Below are 17,270 nucleotides of genomic sequence, written 5' to 3' on the forward strand. Positions count from 1 at the left end.
CGGCTATTCCAAACCTCGTTCTCCGTACCAGCCGGCCAGTTTGCCGCTGCGGCTGACGGCGCGCAGGCGGCGTTCGACCTGGTCACGGCAGGTGGCCGTGGTGACGATGAGGAGCTGGTCGTCGGATCTGATGCGGGTGGAGCCGCCGGGTACGAACGATTTGCCGTCCCGTACGACGAGGGTCACCTGGGCGTCGGAGGGCAGTCGCAGCTCGAAGATCTCCACGCCGTGCAGACGGGAGCCGGGCGGCACTTTGACCTGCAGCAGGTCGGCGTTGAGCTCCTCCAGCGGCGCGGACTCGACCGACAGGTCCCGCACCTCCCCTGGCGAGGTCACGCCGAGCACGCGGGCCACGAACGGCAGCGTCGGCCCCTGGACCAGCGTGAACACGATGACGATCACGAAGACCTGGTTGAAGATGTCCTTGGAGCCCTCGACGCCGGCCGCCCAGGGGATCGTGGCGAGCACGATGGGGATCGCGCCCCGCAGCCCCGCCCAGGACAGGAACGCCTGGTCGCGCCAGCTCACCCAGCCCAGCCGCAGCGCCCACGCGAACGCCGCGCTGACCAGCACCGACAGCGGCCGGGCGAGGAGCACCAGGACGGTCCCGGTGATCAGCCCGGGCACGACCGCGGACGGCATCTCCTCGTGGCTGGCCATCATGCCGAGCATGACGAACAGCCCGATCTGCGCCAGCCAGGCCGCGCCCTCCGCGAACCCGCGGGTGGCGGCCCGGTGCGGCAGGCGCGAGTTGCCGAGGATCAGCGCCGTCAGGTAGACGGCCAGGAAGCCCGAGCCGTGCAGGAGCACGGCGCCGCCGTACGAGACGAAGGTGAGCGCGAGCACGGCGAGCGGGTAGAGGCCGGAGGCGGGGAGCGCGATGCGGCGGAGGGCGTAGGCGCCCGCGGGCCCGACGGCGAGGCCGATCGCGGCGCCGATGACGAGTTCGAGCCCGGTCTCGAAGAGGAACGTCCCGACGTCAGGCGCCTCGCGGACGGCGCTGCTGAGCAGGGTCACGGCGATGACGGTCGGGGCGTCGTTGAACCCGGACTCCGCCTCCAGGATGCCGGCCAGCCGCGGCGGCAGCGGCAGGCGGCGCAGGACGGAGAAGACCGCGGCGGCGTCCGTGGAGGCGAGGACGGCGCCGAGGAGCAGCGCGGTGTTGACGTCGAGACCGAGGATGCCCTGGACGGCCAGCGCGACCACGACGATGCTGACCGTCACGCCGACCAGCGCCATGATCAACGCCATGGGCACGGACTTGCGTACGTGTGACCAGGTCGTGGTCAGGCCGCCCTCGGCCAGGATCAGCGCGAGCGCGGTGAGCCCGATCTGCTGGGCGAGCAACGGGTACTCGAACGACAGCCCGAGCCCGAAGTCGCCCAGCACGAGGCCGAACCCGAGGAAGATGAGGAGGCTCGGCAGGCCGCTGAAGTGCGCCACGCGCACGGAGACGATGGCCGCGATGACGATGGCCGCGCCGGCGAGCAGCCAGACATCATGCGTCATCCGGCCCCCTTCTCGTCCCCGCGGTCACATAAGACTAATGAGTCCCTCGGGTGTCATCGCGAAGCGGACCTGCTGGTCATGTGGCTCGGCCGGCACGCCGTCGAGCAGCTCGCCTGCGTGCAGCAGGGCCACGGTCGGGACGTTCGGGCCGACGCGGGCGAGGGCGCGGTCGTAGGAGCCGCCGCCGCGGCCGAGGCGTACGCCGGTCGTGCGGTCGACGGCGAGCGCGGGCACGATCACCAGCGCGGCGGTGCGGATGGCGTCGACGCCGCGGCGGGTGTCGACCGGCTCCATGATGCCGTGGCGGCCGGGGGCTAGCGTGTCCGGCCCGTCGTAGACCGCCCAGTCGAGGTCGTTGTCGTCGCGCAGCACCGGCAGCATGACGGTGGCTCCATGTTTCCAGAGAGCGAACACGAGCCCGTGCGTCTCCGGCTCCACCCCCGCCGACCAGTAGCAGGCCACCAGTCCGGCCATCTGGACCCACGGCTGGTCGAGCAGCGTTTCGCGGGCCTTGATGGCGTTTGCGCGTAGTTGGTCCGGGGAGAGAGAGGCGCGCGCCGCGTTCAGCTGACGACGGAGGTTCATCTTGTCCATAGGTCCCTCCACTAGGGTCTACTCATGGCTGACTTCGACCCTGTGACGAAAGCCGTCGTGCCCGCCGCGGGTCTGGGCACCCGGTTCCTTCCGGCGACCAAGGCGACACCCAAGGAGATGTTGCCCATCGTCGACAAGCCCGCGATCCAGTATGTCGTCGAGGAGGCCGCGTCCGCGGGCCTCCTGGACGTTCTGATGGTCACCGGCAAGAACAAGCGATCGATCGAGGACCACTTCGACCGCGCGTTCGAGCTTGAGGAGGTCCTTGAGGCCAAGGGCGATGAGCACCGGCTGTCCCAGGTCCGCGAGCCCGCGTCCCTGGCCACGCTGCACTACGTGCGGCAGGGCGAGCCCAAGGGACTCGGCCACGCCGTGCTCTGTGCCAAGCAGCACGTCGGCGACCATCCGTTCGCGTGCCTGCTCGGTGACGACCTCATTGACCGCCGTGACGCGCTGCTCAAGCGCATGATCGAGGTGCGCGACACCTATGGCGGCAGCGTGATCGCTCTGATGGAGGTGCCGAAGGAGCAGGTTTCCCTGTACGGCGTGGCGACGATCGAGGCGACCGCCGAGGACGACGTCGTGAAGGTGACCGACCTCGTGGAGAAGCCTCCGGCCGACGAGGCGCCCTCCAACTGGGCCATCATCGGGCGCTACGTGATCGACCCGGCGGTGTTCGAGGTGCTGGAGAACACCCCGCCGGGGCGCGGCGGCGAGATCCAGCTCACCGACGCGCTGCGCACGCTGGCCGGGCGCGGCTCCGAGGAGGGCGGCCCCGTGCACGGGGTGCTGTTCCGCGGGCGGCGCTACGACACCGGCGACAAGCTGGACTACCTGCGCACGGTGGTGAAGTTCGCGGCGGATCGGGAGGATCTGGCGGGCGAGTTCGTCCCGTGGCTGCGGGAGTTCCTCGATGAGGTCGGCTGATCCGGCTGGATCGGCGAGCGCGCTGAAGCCGGTCGAGGCGCACCTGGCCGACATCCTGGCCACGGTGCGCCCGCTCGCGCCCATCGAGCTCGACCTGGAGCAGTCGCTGGGGGCGACGCTGGCGGAGGAGGTCTCCGCGCCGGTGCCGCTCCCGCCGTTCGACAACTCCGCCATGGACGGTTATGCCGTACGGGCCGCCGACATCGCCGAGGTTCCGGTGACCCTGCCGGTGGTCGACGACGTCGCGGCCGGCTCCGACGAGCTGCGCGCCGTCGGGCCCGGCCACGCCGTGCGCATCATGACCGGCGCGCCGCTGCCGGCCGGGGCCGACACCGTGGTCCCGGTCGAATGGACGGACGGCGGGACGGTCTCCGTACGCATCGAGCGCTCCACCGGGCCGGGCAACGCGATCCGCCGGGCCGGCGAGGACGTCCAGTCCGGTGACGTCGTGCTCAAGCCGGGCACCCTGATCGGGCCCGCGCAGCTCGGCATCATCGCCGGGGTGGGGCGGCGGCGGGTGCTCGCGCGGCCGCGGCCCCGGGTGGTCGTCATCGCCACGGGCGCCGAGCTCGTGGAGCCGGGCGGGCAGCTCGGGCCCGGCCAGATCTGGGATTCCAACAGCTTCGCGCTGACCGCCGCGGTGCGGGAGGCGGGCGGGGAAGGGTTCCGGGCCGGGGCGGTCGGGGACGATCCTGCCGTGCTGCTCGACCGGCTCGACACCGACCTCGTACGCGCCGACGCCATCATCACCAGTGGCGGGGTGTCGATGGGCGCGTACGAACCGGTCAAGGAGGCCCTGTCGCCGCTCGGGACCGTACGCTTCGAGAAGGTGGCCATGCAGCCCGGGATGCCGCAGGGGTTCGGCGTGCTGGGGGACGACCAGGTGCCGATCTTCGCGCTGCCCGGCAATCCGGTGTCGTCGTTCGTGTCGTTCGTGCTGTTCGTCCGGCCGGCGCTGGCCAAGATGCGCGGGCTGCCGTCCGGCATGCCGGAGTCCGTCACCGCGTGCGTCACCGGGTCGCTGCGCTCGCCCGCGGGGCGGCGGTCCTACCTGCGGGGCGTGCTCGCCGCCGACGGCACGGTGTCGCCGGTGCACGGGCAGGGCTCCCACCAGCTCGCCGCGCTGGCCTCGGCGAACGCGCTGATCGTGGTGCCCGAGGACGTGACCGAGGTGCCCGCAGGTGCGGAGGTGGAGGTGATCCGGCTGTGACCGGACCGGACGCGGGCGGGCTCACGCACATCGACGAGACCGGCGCCGCCCGCATGGTGGACGTCTCCGCCAAGGACGTCTCCGCGCGCAGCGCCGTCGCCACCGGGCGGGTGCTGCTGTCGGCGGAGACCGTGGCGCTGCTGCGTACGGGCGAGGTGCCCAAGGGCGACGCGCTGGGGGTGGCGCGGATCGCCGGCATCATGGGCGCGAAACGTACGCCGGACCTGATCCCGCTCTGCCATCCGATCGCGCTGCACGGCGTCAAGGTGACGCTGGACGTCGAGGACTGGGGCGTGGCGATCACCTGCCGGGTGAAGACGGCCGACCGCACCGGCGTGGAGATGGAGGCGCTGACGGCGGTGTCGGTGGCGGCGCTCGCGCTCATCGACATGGTCAAGGCGGTCGATCCGGGCGCGATGATCACTGACGTGCGCGTGGAGGAGAAGCTGGGCGGCAAGACCGGACGATGGACGCGGTCATGATGATGCGGGCGCTGGTGATCACGGTGTCGAACCGGGCGTCGGCCGGGATTTATGAGGATAAATCCGGGCCGTTGCTCGTACGGCTGCTGCGTGACGAGGCCGGCTGTGACGTCGTCGACGGCCCCGTGGTCGTCCCCGACGGCGAGCCGGTGGAGATGGCGCTGCGGGACGGTGTCCTCGGCGGCTACGAGGTCGTGGTCACCACCGGGGGCACCGGGCTGACGCCGATGGACCTCACGCCGGAGATGACCGCCCGCGTGATCTCGCGGGAGATCCCGGGCATCGCGGAGGCGATCCGGCAGGCCAATCGCGAGAAGGTCCCGACGTCGATCCTGTCCCGGGGGCTCGCAGGGCAGGCCGGCGACACCCTGATCGTCAACCTGCCCGGTTCGTCCGGCGGCGTGAGGGACGGTGTCGCCGTACTCGCGCCCATTCTGCGGCACGCCGTCGAGCAGATCCGCGGCGGCGATCACCCGCGCTGAGCACTACTTCGATCCGCGCGTGGCGACATCGTGCCCGTTGGGGGGATGATGAGAGTTGTGGATCGACTTCGCGGCTGGCCGGTGAGCCTCAACGAAGGGCCGGTCGGCCTCCGGCCGCTGCGGTTGGGCGACGTACGCGTGTGGCGGGAGACCAGGCTGCGCAACGCCGACTGGCTGCGCCCCTGGGAGCCGAGCAACCCCGAGACGCCTCTGTTCAGGACCGGGCTCGGCCCGTACGTGTCCATGGTCGGCACCCTGCGGCGGGAGGCCAGGCAGGGGCTCGCGCTGCCCTGGGTGGTCACGTACGAGGGGCGCTTCGCCGGACAGCTCACCGTCGGCGCCATCGTGTGGGGATCCGCCCGTTCCGCCCAGGTCGGCTACTGGATCGACGGCAAACTGGCCGGTCACGGCATCACCCCCACCGCCCTCGCCATGGCCGTCGACCACTGCTTCTTCACCACCGGTTTGCATCGGCTGGAGGCGAACATCCGCCCCGAGAACTCCGCCAGTCGTAGGGTGGTTGAGAAACTCGGATTCAGGGAAGAAGGCATTCGGCGTCGCCAACTTCACATCGACGGAGCCTGGCGCGACCACATTTGCTACGCGTTGACCGTCGAGGACGTCCCCGGCGGGCTGCTCGTACAGTGGCGTCGCGCCCGCGAGTCAGCGGCTCGCGGGGGGTCTTCTGTCGAAGAGGTTTGACGATCTCGCGACACACCGCACCGAATGCTCGTCAATCAGTGACACGCGGTCTTACGGTGCGTGACGTGAGCAGATTGAAGACGCAACGAGCCGACCCGCGTCTTCATGCTGCCCGGAGGTGGTCGTGAGCAGCGTCCTCCTCTATCTCGCCATCGTCGTGATGTGGCTGTGCGTCCTCATCCCGATGTGGCTGCGCAAGGACAAGACCAACCTCGCCGAGCTGGCCGAGCTCGAGGAGTACTACACCGGCGAGCACCAGCTCCCCGACCTCGACAACCTGGCCGCCGCCGCGGCGGCCGAGGGCTACGAGGACGACGCCGGCATCGGGCTGCTCACCGGGCCGCCCACGGGCGAGTTCGAGAAGGTCGACGTCCGGCAGTTCCGGCTGCGGCGACGGGCGATCATCGTGGCCCGGCGGCGCCGGCTGCTGTTCTTCTGCGTGCTGCTGGTGGTGGCGTCCGTGGTCACGGCGGCGGTCAAGATGATCCCTTGGTGGGGCGTGGCGCCGTCCGTGCTGGTCACGGTGGGCTACCTGTGCTTCCTGCGGGTCGCCGTACACGTGGACAAGGAGCGCCGCGAACGCGCCCGCCAGGCCCTCGCCGAACGCCGGCGCCGAGCCCGCCAGCGCCGCCAGGCCCTCGCCGAGGAGCCGCCGGCCGAGGTGATCGACCTGACGGCGCTGCACGAGGACGTGCTGTTCGACCAGTACGCGGAGCCGCCCAGGCGCGCGGTGGGGGACTGAAAGGGTGGCGCGAGAACCCTCGAGGGGATGCTAACCTAAACGAGTCCTTGGGGATGTAGCGCAGTCCGGTAGCGCACTTCGTTCGCATCGAAGGGGTCAGGGGTTCGAATCCCCTCATCTCCACCCAGGCTGATGGCCGCTATCAAGAGGTTGGTAGCGGCCATTTGCGTTCCTGAGTGACTAACTGAGTGACTACGTGTCTCCGAAGATCTGGTCCATGGCCTCTGCGCCGTCGAGGATCACCGGGCGGAGTTGCTTGCGGTAGACGGTCTCGGTGACGGTGGTGTTGCGGTGGCCGACCAGGCGTGAGATGGCCTCGATCGGCATGCCGGAGTCGGAGAGCAGCGAGACGAAGCTGTGCCGCATCTCGCGAGGTGTCCAGTCCTTCGGGTCGAGGCTGGCCTTCTTGAGGACAGTCCGGAACGAGCGGCGGACGTTGTGCGCGTCCAACTCCGTGCCAACCTTGGACGCGAACACGAGGTCGTTGTCCTGCCAGCGGTCGCCCGCCGCCTTCTTGGCGACGTCCTGGCGTTCACGGTGGAGCTTGAGGGCGTCCACGCAGCGCCTCGGCATCGCCAGGGTGCGGCGGGACTTCTTGGTCTTGGTGTCGCCTCCGTCGCGGACGGACCGCCACACCATGATGGACGCCGGTGTGCTGTCCAGATCGACGTGCGTCCAGGTGAGCGCGCGGAGTTCTTCCGTGCGAGCGCCGAGAAGCAGCGACAGGACGACGTAGGCGTGCAGGGCCGTGCCCTCCGATGCCTTGAGCACGGCTTCAGCCTGGGCGAGCGTCAGCGACTTGGACGGGCGGCCTTCCTTTCCCTTCGGGATCTCGCACAGGAGCACGACGTTGCGCTTCACCTTGTCGCGGGCCTGAGCCCTTGAGATCGAGCGGACGAGGATGGAACGCAGTTCGCGCAGGGTGCGGGTGCTCAGGTCCTTAGACTTGTCGGCCAGCCAGCGATCAACGTCGTCGGCCGTCAGGTCCACGAGTTTGCGGGCGCCCAAGCCGGTGATGACGTGCTTGTTCGCGAGGATCTTGCACTTCTCCACCGTCGCGGGGTCTCGTCCGCTGAGCCCGTAGTCCAGCCAGTTCTGTACGGCGTCGGCCACGGTGTAACCGGCTCCGGAGACCACCAGGCCGTCTTCGTAGTCGCGGATGATCTGCTTGAGCTTGTCCTTGGCGGCGGTCTTGGTCTTGCCGCTGGCCTTCTTGACGATGCGCTTCCCGGCCGGTGTGTAGCCGACCGTGAGCGAGGCGATCCAACGTTGGCGGGACTCGTCCCAGTGCAGGCCGCCCCGCGGCTGCGGCGTTTCGTCATGACGCCTCCTGCTGCAACAGGGCGATGTACTCGCGAAGGGCGCTCTCCGGGATCAGGCGGCAGCGGCCCTGCTTGACCGAGCGGAGGCGACCGGAGCGCAACTGCTCGTAGATGACGCTGCGGCTCATGCGGAGCTTCAGCATGGCGTCAGGAACGCGGTAGAGCTGGACGTCATCGGCCATGCTTGCCTCCTTCGTTGACAGTGGCGGCCAGGGCGGATTTGCCGGGTGTGAAGCCCTGTCCGGCGTACTTCCAGTGGGCGAGGACGAGGGTGCTGGTCGGGTCGTGTCGCAGGCGTTGCAGCTCTTGGGCCTCGCGGTACTCCACGCGGACGCGGCGCAGGGCGGTCAGGGTGGTGGAGTAGGCGCGGCTCTTGGTGGAGAAGTGGCCACGGAAGCCGAGCATGTGAGCCCACTGGCGGAGCCGGAGCGGGGCCAGGTCGGGATGGGCGGCGGTGTCGCCGAGATCCCAGGCGGTGCGGATCAAGCGGGCGGCGTGCTCGGTGACGCCGTGGGTGTGCAGGCGGGCGAGGTCTTGCCGGGTGACGCGGCGGTCCAGGGTGCCGGAGGTCTCGGCGGCTTTGGTGGCGTACTTGGCGATGTAGCCCGCGACGGTGGCCTCGGACAGGGCGTCGGCGTCGAGGCCGGCGCTTTGGATCGGGCGTACGTCGAGGGTGCCCCAGGTGAGCGGTTGCCCGGTTTCCGGGGCGGGCAGGCGGACGGCTTGGGCGGCGGACTTGATCGTGGTGGTGAGCAGGTCGAGGGTCGCCCAGGCAGGAGGGGTGGTGAGCGTGTCGCCCTCCCGGCCGTCGAGGCGGATGACGGCGTGGAAGTGGACGATGCCACGGGCCTGGTACTCGGCGACCTTGGCGAAGGACAGGCGGGCGGTGCGGGCGAACTCCTTTCGGGTCAGGCCGGTGGCGGCGGCCAGGTGCTGGCGCAGGTAGATGGTGAAGCGGTGCCACAGGACGGCGGCGTGGGCGTTCCACAGGATGTGGCCGGTGTGGTCGTAGGTGCCGGGGTCGAGCGGTTAGCCTATGGTCGGGTCTCCTTTCTGGTGGCGGGTGAAGCAGGACGGGCCGGTACGGCGTGGGTGGCAGACGTTCGTGGTGCCGTCCTTGTCGGGGCCTCGGTGAACCGGGCCGAAGGACGGGGCGGTGAGCGTGGCGAGGACGCGCGGGTGGGTGCGGACGATCTCCGGGACGCCTTTGTCCCCGCCGAGCAAGCCCGCGCGGATGAGGTGGAAGGTGTCTTGGCGGTAGGTCTCGGCGCAGGCCGGGCAGCGGGAGGCGCGGCGGTTGCCGCAGCGGATCAAGAGTTGGCCGTGTGGTTGGTCGCGGGTGGTGAAGGTGTGCAGGACTTCGCCGGTGGTGCTGTTCAAGGTGGTGGACTCGCCGGTGAGGCGGATCGGGTCGGTGCAGCCGCGGAGCCGGTCGACCTGGTGAAGCCAGCGGGTGACGTCCTGGTTGGAGTGGCGGGCCAGGTCCCGGATGGCCGAGCCAATGAGGTCGCTGAGCTGGGCGTCTGCTTCGGTCACTGAGCCTCCTCTCCGCTGCCTTCGCAGCACGGGCAGTAGATGACGAACAGTTGGTGGGTACGGGGCGAGCGGACCCGGACGGAGCCGTGGCCATCGCATTCCGGACAGGGCCGGTCGCGCATACTGGAGTTCCTTCGTTGAGTGCGGAGGGTGACGCCCCACAGGGACGGCGGGCTGCCAGGCTTGAGCCGTCCCGTGGTGGCGTCGCCGGAGCTAGTCGCGGCTGTCGAGGTCGATACCGGTGCCGGAGCAGTCGCGGCAGGTGTCGTCGTCGTGAAGGCCGGTGCCGTTGCAGGTGGCGCAGGCGTAGAACTGGATGATTCGGGTTCACCTCCTTGGCGGGTGCAGGGGCAGGGCTCGTCGGGTGTGGTGGTGTCGCAGTCGGGCGGGTCGCCGTCGAAGTCGCAGCCGTACCGGGCGCAGCAGGCGCAGAACGGGCACGGCAAGCGGGTCATGATCGGGTGAGAGGGTGCTCGGAGATCACCGGGTGCCCTTTCCTCGGCAGGTCGGGCAGGTCTCCGAGACCTCGATGATCCATGTCTGGCCGGTGGGCTGAGGCTGGCTGCGATAGGCGGTGATGGTGCCGAAGCCAAGGCAGCGGCGGCAGTAGAGCCGCTTCACGACGTGGTGTCTCCTCTCGCGGAGGTCCAGGCGGTGCGGTCGCCGTGGGCGTGGTTCATCGCGGCCAGGACGCGGGCGAAGTTGGTGGAGTCCAGGCCGGTGATGGCGGGGCCGAGTTCGATCGGCAAGGCGTCGGCGATCGACAGGGCGATGCGCAGGACGGCGGCCTCGCTGCGGGAGCAGGGCATGCGGCCCTGGGAGAGGGCGTGGTGAGCGGACTGCCAGTCGATGATCACGAACGGGACGCGGTTGTACGTGGTGGTGATGTAGTCCATGGCGTAGCGGTGGAACTCCCGTCGCTGGAGCCACACGCCGTGGTGGATGAGCAGTTCGACGGCGGCCTCCAGGGCGAAGGAGCCTCGCGCCCAGGCGCGGGCGGCGTCGATCAGGTGAGGGAGGGTCAGCTCGTGAGTCATGCGACGGGTTCCTTCCGGAGGTGGGTGAGCAGGTCGGCGGCCAGGTCGGGCGAGACGTGCATGCGGGTGGCGAGCAGGTCGCCGGTGATGGGCCGCTGGTGGGTGGCGTGGTGGTCGTCGGCCAGGCGGCGGGCGTAGGCGAGCAGCGCGGGCGACGGACCGGACTCGACCGCCGCTGATCCGGCAGGGCCGGGAGCGGTCGGCGGGGCCGGGTCGAGCTGTGGCACCTCGACGGCCGCCACGGCGTCGGCGGGGCAGGGCTGTTCGTCGTCCACCGGTCCGGGCGGGGATCGGTGGGAGGCGCGGCGCTCCAGCATGGAGACCGCGACCAGGAAGGCGACGGCGGGTGTGGCGGCGGTGATCCAGCCCCACGCGCTCGGGTGCGCAGTGGCCAGGTTGGCGGCCAGGGTCAGGACGATGCCGCCGGTCAGCACAAGTGCCGGCCACGAGAGCGGGCCGTGGCGGCGGCGGCCGGTGCGCTTGTCGCGCTGGAGTTCGCGGGCGGCCATCACGCACATCAGGTCGATGCACACGGCGACCGCCCAGGACTGCCAACCGTGCTGCCCGTGCCGGTCGGCCAGGTCACTGATGTGGGTGAAGGACCCGACAGCGGCGATGACGGCCAGGACGACGACGGGGCCGGTGTCGAGCAGGCGGGCGCGGATGCGTCCCATAGAGGCACCTCCTTTCGGTTTCGGGCATGGGGCGGGTAGGGACCTGGCGCGATCAGGCCCGCGCCGGGCCGGTGGGTGGAGGGGTTAGGTGGGCTCGCCTTCGCGGGCGAAGGCTTCCAGTTCGGCGTCCGTGACGGTCACGGTGTCGGTGCCGGTGAGCAGGTCGGCCCAGGCGGGCGCGAGCTGGGCGTGCTGGGTGGCGGCGGCTTCGGCCGCTTCTTCGGTGACGTAGACGGAGCGGGCCCGGTACCAGCGGCCGTCATCGGCGACCACGATGGCGGTTCCGGGCATGCTGGCGGGGATCTGGCGGGCCGCGTCGAGGGCGGCCGGGTCGGTGTCGCCGAGGGTCATGGTGGCGGTCTCCGGGTCGTTGACCCGGTGGCAGATCCGGCCGGAGAGCTGGGAGCGCAGGGCGGTGACGCCGGGGCCGAGGTCGGAGCCGACCCGTTGCCCGCACACCACCAGGTAGACCCCGAACGCCCGGCCGAGCTGGGCCAGTCTGAGGAGCGCGGTGGCGGTAGTGGCGATCTCGTCCTTCTCGCCCTTTGGGCCATCAGGAACAGCTCGGCCACCTCGTCCACCAGGACTACGACCGGTGTCGGCCGCAAGTCTTCGGGCAGCTTCCAGACGTTGCGCGCCTTGTTCGCCCGGCACAGGGCCATGCGGGTCTTGACCAGGCAGATCAGGTCGTTGAGCAGGCCGACGCATTCGGTCCGCTCGGTGGCGATGGCCGACAGGCGTGCCCCGTAGGAGGTCAGCTCGACGCCGCCCTTGAGATCGAACCCCACCAAGGCGACCGGTTGCGCGGACAGACCGGTGATCAGAGCATTGAGCAGGGTGGACTTGCCGGACTGGGTCGCGCCGGTGATGAGCCAGTGCGGCACCGTACGGAAGTCGATCAGCCATGGCGCGCCGGTCTCCAGCAGCCCGACCCGCACTCTGAGCAGCCCCTCCGACAGCAGCGGGATACGGATCTCGGACAGTGGGTCACCTCGGGTGGCGAGCAGTGTCACCCGGCCCGGTCGGGAGCTGATGAGCCGGACGGAGTGGACGCGCCAGGCGTGTGCGAGGTTGGACAGGCGGGCGGTGTAGTCGTCCGGCGTCTGTCCGTCCATGAGGGTCACGTTCACTCGGAAGCCGAGGCGGTGCGGACGGATGAGGCCGAGCCGGGGCGGCTTGTCGATCTGCACCCGGCGGACCTTCCGCCGCTGTGCGAGTGAGATGGTGGCGTGGCCGACGACCGGCAGGCCGTCGAAGGTGTAGCGCCAGCGGCGCCGTTTGCGGGTCAGGGTGCAGCCGAGGGCGACGTTGCCCCAGGTGGCGTACACGTGTGCGGTCTTGAGGGGGTAGCCGACGCAGAGCCAGAACGAGACGGGGTGCAACGCGTGCCATACCGCCAGGACCGTGCAGACCGCGACAAGGATCACGGTCAGCGGGATCAGCCAGTCGGACATGTTTGGAACGTTCCTTTCGTACCGCGAGAAGTCGGCTCCCAGGGGCAGGCGATTGGCCGGCAGGCGGTACGTCCGTCCCTGAGAGCCGGTGCAGCGGTCAGGCCGCCTTCGCTGCGGTGGCCGGGGCGATGGTCTCGGCGCGAAAGCCGAGCCCGGAGCGGCCGTTCATGGACCAGAAGAAGGCCGCCAGGCCGACCGGGCGGACCTGCACGCCCTCGGGGATCTGCGGGAACGTCGCGCTCGGGAACGTCACCACGATCACCGGGTTGCGCCGGTCGTCGTTCGGCTTGGGCAGCAGCGGGATGGTGTAGAGCTCGCGCCCCTCGGCGTCGCGCTTGACCTCGCCGGTGGCGCGGTCGACGATCTTCGGCTCGGGCTCACCTGCGACGATGAACGACAGGCCGCTGATGTCGACGGGGATGTTACGCATGCTGATCTCCTCCGAAGGTTGCCTAACTTGGCTAGGCATCTTGCTGACGAGAATCATGTTGCCCAGCATGGCTAGCCATGTCAAGCATCTGCGAGTAACTGGACTAGGCAACCTAGGAGAACTAGGCTGTTTGCGTGATGAGTCTCGATCCTGACGACCCCCGCCCGCCGTATCAGCAGGTCGCCAACGCCTTGCGTGCCGCGATCCTGACCAAGAAGTTCGAGCCGGGCGAGAAGCTCCCCTCAGGCCATGACCTGGCGAAGACGTACGGCGTGGCGCGCATGACCGTCCAGCAGGCCATCCGTCTGCTACGCGACGAGGGGCTGGTCGTCTCCCGCCAGGGCAGCGGCGTGTTCGTCCGCGAACGCACCGAACGGCCGGTCGAGCTGCGCCCCCACATCGAGAGGGCCTTCGAGGAGCCGAACGTCTCCATCGATTTCGCCGGCTTCTCCGGCGAGACCCTCAACGGGATGCTTCAAGAGCCTCTCGACAAGATCCGCCTCGGACGGCTCACCCCCGAGTCCATCGCCATCCGCATCCTGGTCCCCGACATGGAGCACCCCATGTCCCTGCCTTGCCGGGCCGAGGACCTAAGCGACGATCCGGTGATTCGCACCCGCGCCCTGCGCATCCAGCAGCGCAGCGTCCAGGCTATCGCCGACGCCGTACACGAGCTGGCGGACCTCGGCCTGGTCAAGACCGCCACCGTGCAGGTACGCGTCCACCAGACCGCGCCCGCGTTCAAGTTCTACGTGATCAACCGCGAGCGGGTGTTCTTCGGCTTCTACCCCGTCGTCAAGCACACCGTCCGCATCAAGGGCGAGCCCCACGAGCTGTACGACGTGATGGGCAAGGACGCCCTGCTCTTCCACTACGAGATCACCGAAGACCCCACCTCGATGGCCTCGCAGTACGTCACCGAGACCCGCCGCTGGTTCGACAGCATGTGGACCACCATCAGCCGCGAGATCGAGCTATGACCAGCGCCGCTGATCTCGTCCGCCGGGCCGATGCCATCCTGCTCGACTTCGACGGCCCGGTGTGCAGCATCTTCGCCGGACTGCCCGCGCCCGTGGTCGCGGCCCGACTCAAGCAGGTGCTCGTCAAGGAAGGCGTGGAACTTCCGGAGGATGTCGAGGCGCTGGACGACCCGCTCAAGGTGTTGCGCCGTACCGCTGACATCGCGCCGGAACTGGTCGACAAGGTGGAGACCGCCCTCATGGGCAACGAGGTCGAGGCCGCAACCAGCGCCGAGATTACCCCCGGCGTTCGCGAGTTCCTCGAAGTATGCGCAGAGGCCGGCAAGCCGGTCGCCATCGTGAGCAACAACTCCACACCCGCCATAGAAACGTTCCTTGCTCTGGCCGACCTGGGGGAGTGGATCACTGCGGTTTCCGGGCGATCGGTCGGGGCGCCGGAGCAGATGAAGCCGCATCCGCAGTCAGTGCTGTGGGCGTGTAAGGCGCTGGGCGTCGAACCGAACCGGGCCGTGCTGATCGGGGATTCCGACTTCGACATGCAGGCCGCGGGCAACGCCGGAACGCGCAGCATCGCCTACGCCAAGGAACGAGGGAAGGCCGACAGACTCACGCAGGCGGGAGCCGATGCGGTGACCGACAGCATCGCTGAACTGATCGAGCAGCAGTAGCAGGGCAAGATCGGCAAGCTCGCAGGGTGGTGCGTGATTCATACCTTCCCTACGTCATCAAGCCGCCGCCCGATGGGCGGCGGGCGGCCGGGCGGTCCGGGCGGGCGTGCGGCCTCTCCGGGCCGGTCCCGCCCGGCCACCCCGCCGCACCATCAAACGCAGGAAGAAACCTGGCGCAGGATGTTCACCCAGCGCCCCGCGAGACGCTAGCTCCCGGACTGAGCCGATGAGGTCAGAGCTTGCCTCCGGCGGGAGCACTCTGGCACGAGGAGATCAGCGTGAGGGGCGCGTATATGCGGGCGGAGGCGCCGCCCTATGATCTTCGGCATTGCTCTGCAAGGACTATTTATATCTATATCTCGCTTGAGCGGCCTGCCGCTCTATGATGCAATAACTGCATGCCCCCGAAAAGACCTCAGTCGCATAAGGTAGCGGACATTGCGCTCGGGTGTGTTGTCGAGGTGTTCAGATCTCAGAACTGGATCGTTGAAGAGATGAATCGCGATTATGGCGAGGATTTGCATGTACGTATTGTGAAAGGTGAAGTCGTCACCCCTTATGTCTTCTATGTCCAGGTTAAGGGCACGGGTAGCTTATCTCGATACCGCACAAAGGACGGAAAATGCATCAAATACCCCTTTGAGGGGTGGCGATTGCGCTATTGGGCTGACTTCTGGGAGCCGGTCGTTGTAGCAGTGTGGGATTCTCTTACTAGAGAAATATATTGGGAGATTGCGCAGGATGCAGAAGATCCCGAGGGTGCAACGAGGCGTTCTCATCTCCTGATCCCGTTGGATAACAAGCTTGATGCGCAAGGATTGGCGCGTATCAAGAATCGTACGCTGAAGCGCCATCGGCGCTTCGAAAACGAAAAGGCTGGGGCGAGTGTGCTGGTCGAGCGACTGGAAGAGCTCCTGGGAGTCAGCATCTCCTATGACCCCCAAGGCGGGATATTGATAGTTGGAGATCCAGACGGCGGCGCCACAATGACCGTGTTTGGGAAGTATGCCGAATGGCTTGAGAGGCGAGCCAGTGAGCTAGGCATTACGCCCGACGATCTGGTGAACGATGCACTCAGTGTCGGACTCCCCGTAATCGAATCTCTCCTAGATGGAAAAGAGCTCGTTATAACGGATAGTCAGGGCCGAGTCGAACAGCGCTGGAATAGTGTTGATGAGTTCTTTCGCTATATCGACCGCAGGGAAGAGGTTCAAGGTTTTGATGATTGAGACTGGCGAATGGGGGCTCGGTCTGGGTTTCTCCGGGGCATGGTGAGGTGGTCTCGCATTAAGGTAGTCGAGGCCGTGACGATCGCTCACTTCGGAACTCATCGTTGTGGCTGGGGCGATCGGCTGCCGCGGACCGACTTCGTCGGTCCTTGCCACTGAGCCCGAGGGCTGAGGTCTGCTGTACAGCAACCAGTACAGCAACGCCGACGCACTCAAGCGCACGGCGACCGTCTATGTCTGCTGGTCAGGTCCGTGCGAAGGTGATCGACGTGCTGTCTGCCTTGCCCTTGTGACAAAGGCTCATGGACGCGTGTCGATTTCGCGGGCGTCAACCTAGGCCTGAGGGGCCCTGGGAATCTTCAAGATCTGATGCTTGTTGGTCTGTGTGGATCCGTCCGTTGGTCGATGGGGCAAGCTGTCGGTTCAATTCCGGCCGGGATTGCAGCATGGGTCATCCTCGTGGTGACACTGACCGTAGTCCGCTATTTGCTTGATCGGTCCTCGGGAAGCCCCAGCCAAGAAGGGAGGAACACTATGCGGAGTGCATCAGCAGAAGTTTTCTGGTCGATCGGTTGCAATCTCGCGGGAGGCGTCCTCCTGCCCGCCGACGAGCGGACGGATCTACTGACGGCAGCAGCGACGACCGGCCCGAAATGGATTCGGTGAGGTACTTTTGCCGGCCCTGGGACGATGATCGTGGGGATCAGTACGCCAGTTGGGGAACGTCGGTGTTCTACCTCGCGATCGACGGCACCGGAACCGCTCGGCAGCAGGTCGAGGTATACGCCAACGGAGTAGTTCTCGCGTATGACGAGCAGCATGATGATGACGAGTTCGGCGGGTTAACTTACGCGGACCTCGATCTGGAGGAGTTCTCGCCCTTCGAGATCCCGCGGCATGAGTTCTTCGACGCACTGGCTGAGCTCAAGCCCATGAATCGGCGAAGCGGTGAGTGACGAACTGGGTGACGATCGAGGTGTACGGCTGCGGACGTTCGCGGACTACTGGAGACCGAACGCCCAGGTCGGGCGGCGTAACGCGTCCGGTAGCGATCAGCAGCAAGTGGCTTCGCATCGAAGGGGTCAGGGGTTCGAATCCCCTCATCTCCACCTAGGGCCGTTCTTGAGACGGCTGGACTGAGGTTGACGGGATCCCGTCTGATCATCGCGATCGGGCGGGATCTTGTCGTTTCAGGGGTTTCCGAATCTGGTTCGTCCTGGTTTAGGGACCGCAGAGCAGTTGTCCGGGAAGGTCCGGGTGGTGTCAGGCCGCTGGTGGAGGACCGAGATCCG

21 protein-coding genes, 1 tRNA gene and 1 pseudogene are annotated in these 17,270 nt (G+C 68.1%); 12 read left to right on the top strand and 11 right to left on the bottom strand.

What is annotated here, in order from left to right; all coding sequences use genetic code 11:
• Window positions 1–3: 3 nt before the first annotated feature.
• Both ACBR40_RS20710 and ACBR40_RS20715 read right to left on the bottom strand, forming a co-directional pair.
• Window positions 4–1,509: a potassium/proton antiporter gene (locus ACBR40_RS20710; protein ID WP_344211128.1), complete on the bottom strand. Its 1,506-nt coding sequence runs from the start codon at window positions 1,507–1,509 to the stop codon at window positions 4–6.
• Between the two features lie 24 nt (window positions 1,510–1,533).
• On the bottom strand, window positions 1,534–2,103 hold the full coding sequence (locus tag ACBR40_RS20715; RefSeq protein WP_344211126.1) for a 5-formyltetrahydrofolate cyclo-ligase: 570 nt from the start codon (window positions 2,101–2,103) through the stop codon (window positions 1,534–1,536).
• A gap of 24 nt (window positions 2,104–2,127) precedes the next feature.
• Between ACBR40_RS20715 and galU the strand changes: the two genes are divergently transcribed.
• The 7 genes from galU to ACBR40_RS20750 all read left to right on the top strand — a co-directional run bounded on the left by galU (window position 2,128) and on the right by ACBR40_RS20750 (window position 6,771).
• Window positions 2,128–3,030 (top strand): UTP--glucose-1-phosphate uridylyltransferase GalU, encoded by a 903-nt coding sequence (gene galU / locus ACBR40_RS20720; protein ID WP_344211124.1) that lies wholly within the window; start codon window positions 2,128–2,130, stop codon window positions 3,028–3,030.
• Window positions 3,017–4,240 (top strand): gephyrin-like molybdotransferase Glp, encoded by a 1,224-nt coding sequence (gene glp / locus ACBR40_RS20725; protein WP_344211122.1) that lies wholly within the window; start codon window positions 3,017–3,019, stop codon window positions 4,238–4,240. The genes galU and glp overlap by 14 nt, the downstream gene beginning before the upstream one ends.
• Entirely contained in the window at window positions 4,237–4,722 is a 486-nt protein-coding gene (moaC, locus tag ACBR40_RS20730; protein WP_371249802.1) for a cyclic pyranopterin monophosphate synthase MoaC, read from the top strand. The genes glp and moaC overlap by 4 nt, the downstream gene beginning before the upstream one ends.
• Window positions 4,707–5,204 (top strand): MogA/MoaB family molybdenum cofactor biosynthesis protein, encoded by a 498-nt coding sequence (locus tag ACBR40_RS20735; RefSeq protein ID WP_344211118.1) that lies wholly within the window; start codon window positions 4,707–4,709, stop codon window positions 5,202–5,204. Before moaC ends, ACBR40_RS20735 begins: the two co-directional genes overlap by 16 nt.
• Before the next feature lie 48 nt (window positions 5,205–5,252).
• Window positions 5,253–5,906: a GNAT family protein gene (locus ACBR40_RS20740; protein WP_329592790.1), complete on the top strand. Its 654-nt coding sequence runs from the start codon at window positions 5,253–5,255 to the stop codon at window positions 5,904–5,906.
• Between the two features lie 124 nt (window positions 5,907–6,030).
• Window positions 6,031–6,648, top strand: coding sequence for a hypothetical protein (locus ACBR40_RS20745; RefSeq protein ID WP_344211116.1), 618 nt, complete (start codon window positions 6,031–6,033; stop codon window positions 6,646–6,648).
• Between the two features lie 49 nt (window positions 6,649–6,697).
• A tRNA-Ala gene (locus ACBR40_RS20750) sits at window positions 6,698–6,771 on the top strand.
• A gap of 69 nt (window positions 6,772–6,840) precedes the next feature.
• On the opposite strand, the gene xerC is transcribed toward ACBR40_RS20750, so the two are convergent.
• From xerC to ACBR40_RS20765, 3 genes and pseudogenes are all read right to left on the bottom strand, one after another.
• Window positions 6,841–7,785 carry a tyrosine recombinase XerC gene (gene xerC, locus ACBR40_RS20755; RefSeq protein WP_371249803.1) on the bottom strand — a complete coding sequence of 315 codons (945 nt, stop codon included), beginning with the start codon at window positions 7,783–7,785 and terminating at the stop codon, window positions 6,841–6,843.
• A gap of 181 nt (window positions 7,786–7,966) precedes the next feature.
• Window positions 7,967–8,152, bottom strand: coding sequence for a helix-turn-helix domain-containing protein (locus ACBR40_RS20760; RefSeq protein WP_091086446.1), 186 nt, complete (start codon window positions 8,150–8,152; stop codon window positions 7,967–7,969).
• Window positions 8,142–9,605 (bottom strand): annotated as a pseudogene (locus ACBR40_RS20765) (replication initiator). The gene ACBR40_RS20760 and the pseudogene ACBR40_RS20765 overlap by 11 nt, the downstream one beginning before the upstream one ends.
• Before the next feature lie 243 nt (window positions 9,606–9,848).
• Between ACBR40_RS20765 and ACBR40_RS20770 the strand changes: the two are divergent.
• The gene (locus tag ACBR40_RS20770) at window positions 9,849–9,971 is read left to right on the top strand and encodes a hypothetical protein (protein WP_371249804.1); all 123 of its coding nucleotides are present in this window, start codon (window positions 9,849–9,851) and stop codon (window positions 9,969–9,971) included.
• Window positions 9,972–9,986: 15 nt separating this feature from the next.
• Here the strand turns inward: ACBR40_RS20770 and ACBR40_RS20775 are convergent, their stop codons facing one another.
• The 6 genes from ACBR40_RS20775 to ACBR40_RS20800 all read right to left on the bottom strand — a co-directional run bounded on the left by ACBR40_RS20775 (window position 9,987) and on the right by ACBR40_RS20800 (window position 13,101).
• Window positions 9,987–10,127 (bottom strand): hypothetical protein, encoded by a 141-nt coding sequence (locus tag ACBR40_RS20775; protein ID WP_177240897.1) that lies wholly within the window; start codon window positions 10,125–10,127, stop codon window positions 9,987–9,989.
• Window positions 10,124–10,543 carry a hypothetical protein gene (locus tag ACBR40_RS20780; RefSeq protein ID WP_371249805.1) on the bottom strand — a complete coding sequence of 140 codons (420 nt, stop codon included), beginning with the start codon at window positions 10,541–10,543 and terminating at the stop codon, window positions 10,124–10,126. The genes ACBR40_RS20775 and ACBR40_RS20780 overlap by 4 nt, the downstream gene beginning before the upstream one ends.
• A complete protein-coding gene (locus ACBR40_RS20785; RefSeq protein WP_371249806.1) occupies window positions 10,540–11,217 on the bottom strand; it encodes a DUF2637 domain-containing protein in 678 nt (225 codons plus the stop codon). Before ACBR40_RS20785 ends, ACBR40_RS20780 begins: the two co-directional genes overlap by 4 nt.
• Window positions 11,218–11,301: 84 nt before the next feature.
• Entirely contained in the window at window positions 11,302–11,568 is a 267-nt protein-coding gene (locus ACBR40_RS20790) for a hypothetical protein (RefSeq protein ID WP_371249807.1), read from the bottom strand.
• Window positions 11,565–12,671: an FtsK/SpoIIIE domain-containing protein gene (locus tag ACBR40_RS20795; RefSeq protein WP_371249808.1), complete on the bottom strand. Its 1,107-nt coding sequence runs from the start codon at window positions 12,669–12,671 to the stop codon at window positions 11,565–11,567. The genes ACBR40_RS20790 and ACBR40_RS20795 overlap by 4 nt, the downstream gene beginning before the upstream one ends.
• Before the next feature lie 97 nt (window positions 12,672–12,768).
• The gene (locus ACBR40_RS20800; protein ID WP_371249809.1) at window positions 12,769–13,101 is read right to left on the bottom strand and encodes a hypothetical protein; all 333 of its coding nucleotides are present in this window, start codon (window positions 13,099–13,101) and stop codon (window positions 12,769–12,771) included.
• A 137-nt stretch (window positions 13,102–13,238) separates the two neighbouring features.
• On the opposite strand from ACBR40_RS20800, the gene ACBR40_RS20805 reads away from it, so the two are divergent.
• The 4 genes from ACBR40_RS20805 to ACBR40_RS20820 all read left to right on the top strand — a co-directional run bounded on the left by ACBR40_RS20805 (window position 13,239) and on the right by ACBR40_RS20820 (window position 16,934).
• On the top strand, window positions 13,239–14,081 hold the full coding sequence (locus ACBR40_RS20805; protein WP_371249810.1) for a GntR family transcriptional regulator: 843 nt from the start codon (window positions 13,239–13,241) through the stop codon (window positions 14,079–14,081).
• Window positions 14,078–14,749 (top strand): HAD family hydrolase, encoded by a 672-nt coding sequence (locus tag ACBR40_RS20810; RefSeq protein ID WP_371249811.1) that lies wholly within the window; start codon window positions 14,078–14,080, stop codon window positions 14,747–14,749. The genes ACBR40_RS20805 and ACBR40_RS20810 overlap by 4 nt, the downstream gene beginning before the upstream one ends.
• 398 nt (window positions 14,750–15,147) lie before the next feature.
• Entirely contained in the window at window positions 15,148–15,978 is an 831-nt protein-coding gene (locus ACBR40_RS20815) for a DUF4365 domain-containing protein (protein WP_371249812.1), read from the top strand.
• Between the two features lie 728 nt (window positions 15,979–16,706).
• Window positions 16,707–16,934, top strand: coding sequence for a hypothetical protein (locus ACBR40_RS20820; RefSeq protein WP_371249813.1), 228 nt, complete (start codon window positions 16,707–16,709; stop codon window positions 16,932–16,934).
• The last annotated feature ends 336 nt before the right edge of the window (window positions 16,935–17,270 follow it).

Source organism: Nonomuraea sp. AD125B (genome assembly GCF_041402765.1).
GTDB lineage: Bacteria > Actinomycetota > Actinomycetes > Streptosporangiales > Streptosporangiaceae > Nonomuraea > Nonomuraea bangladeshensis.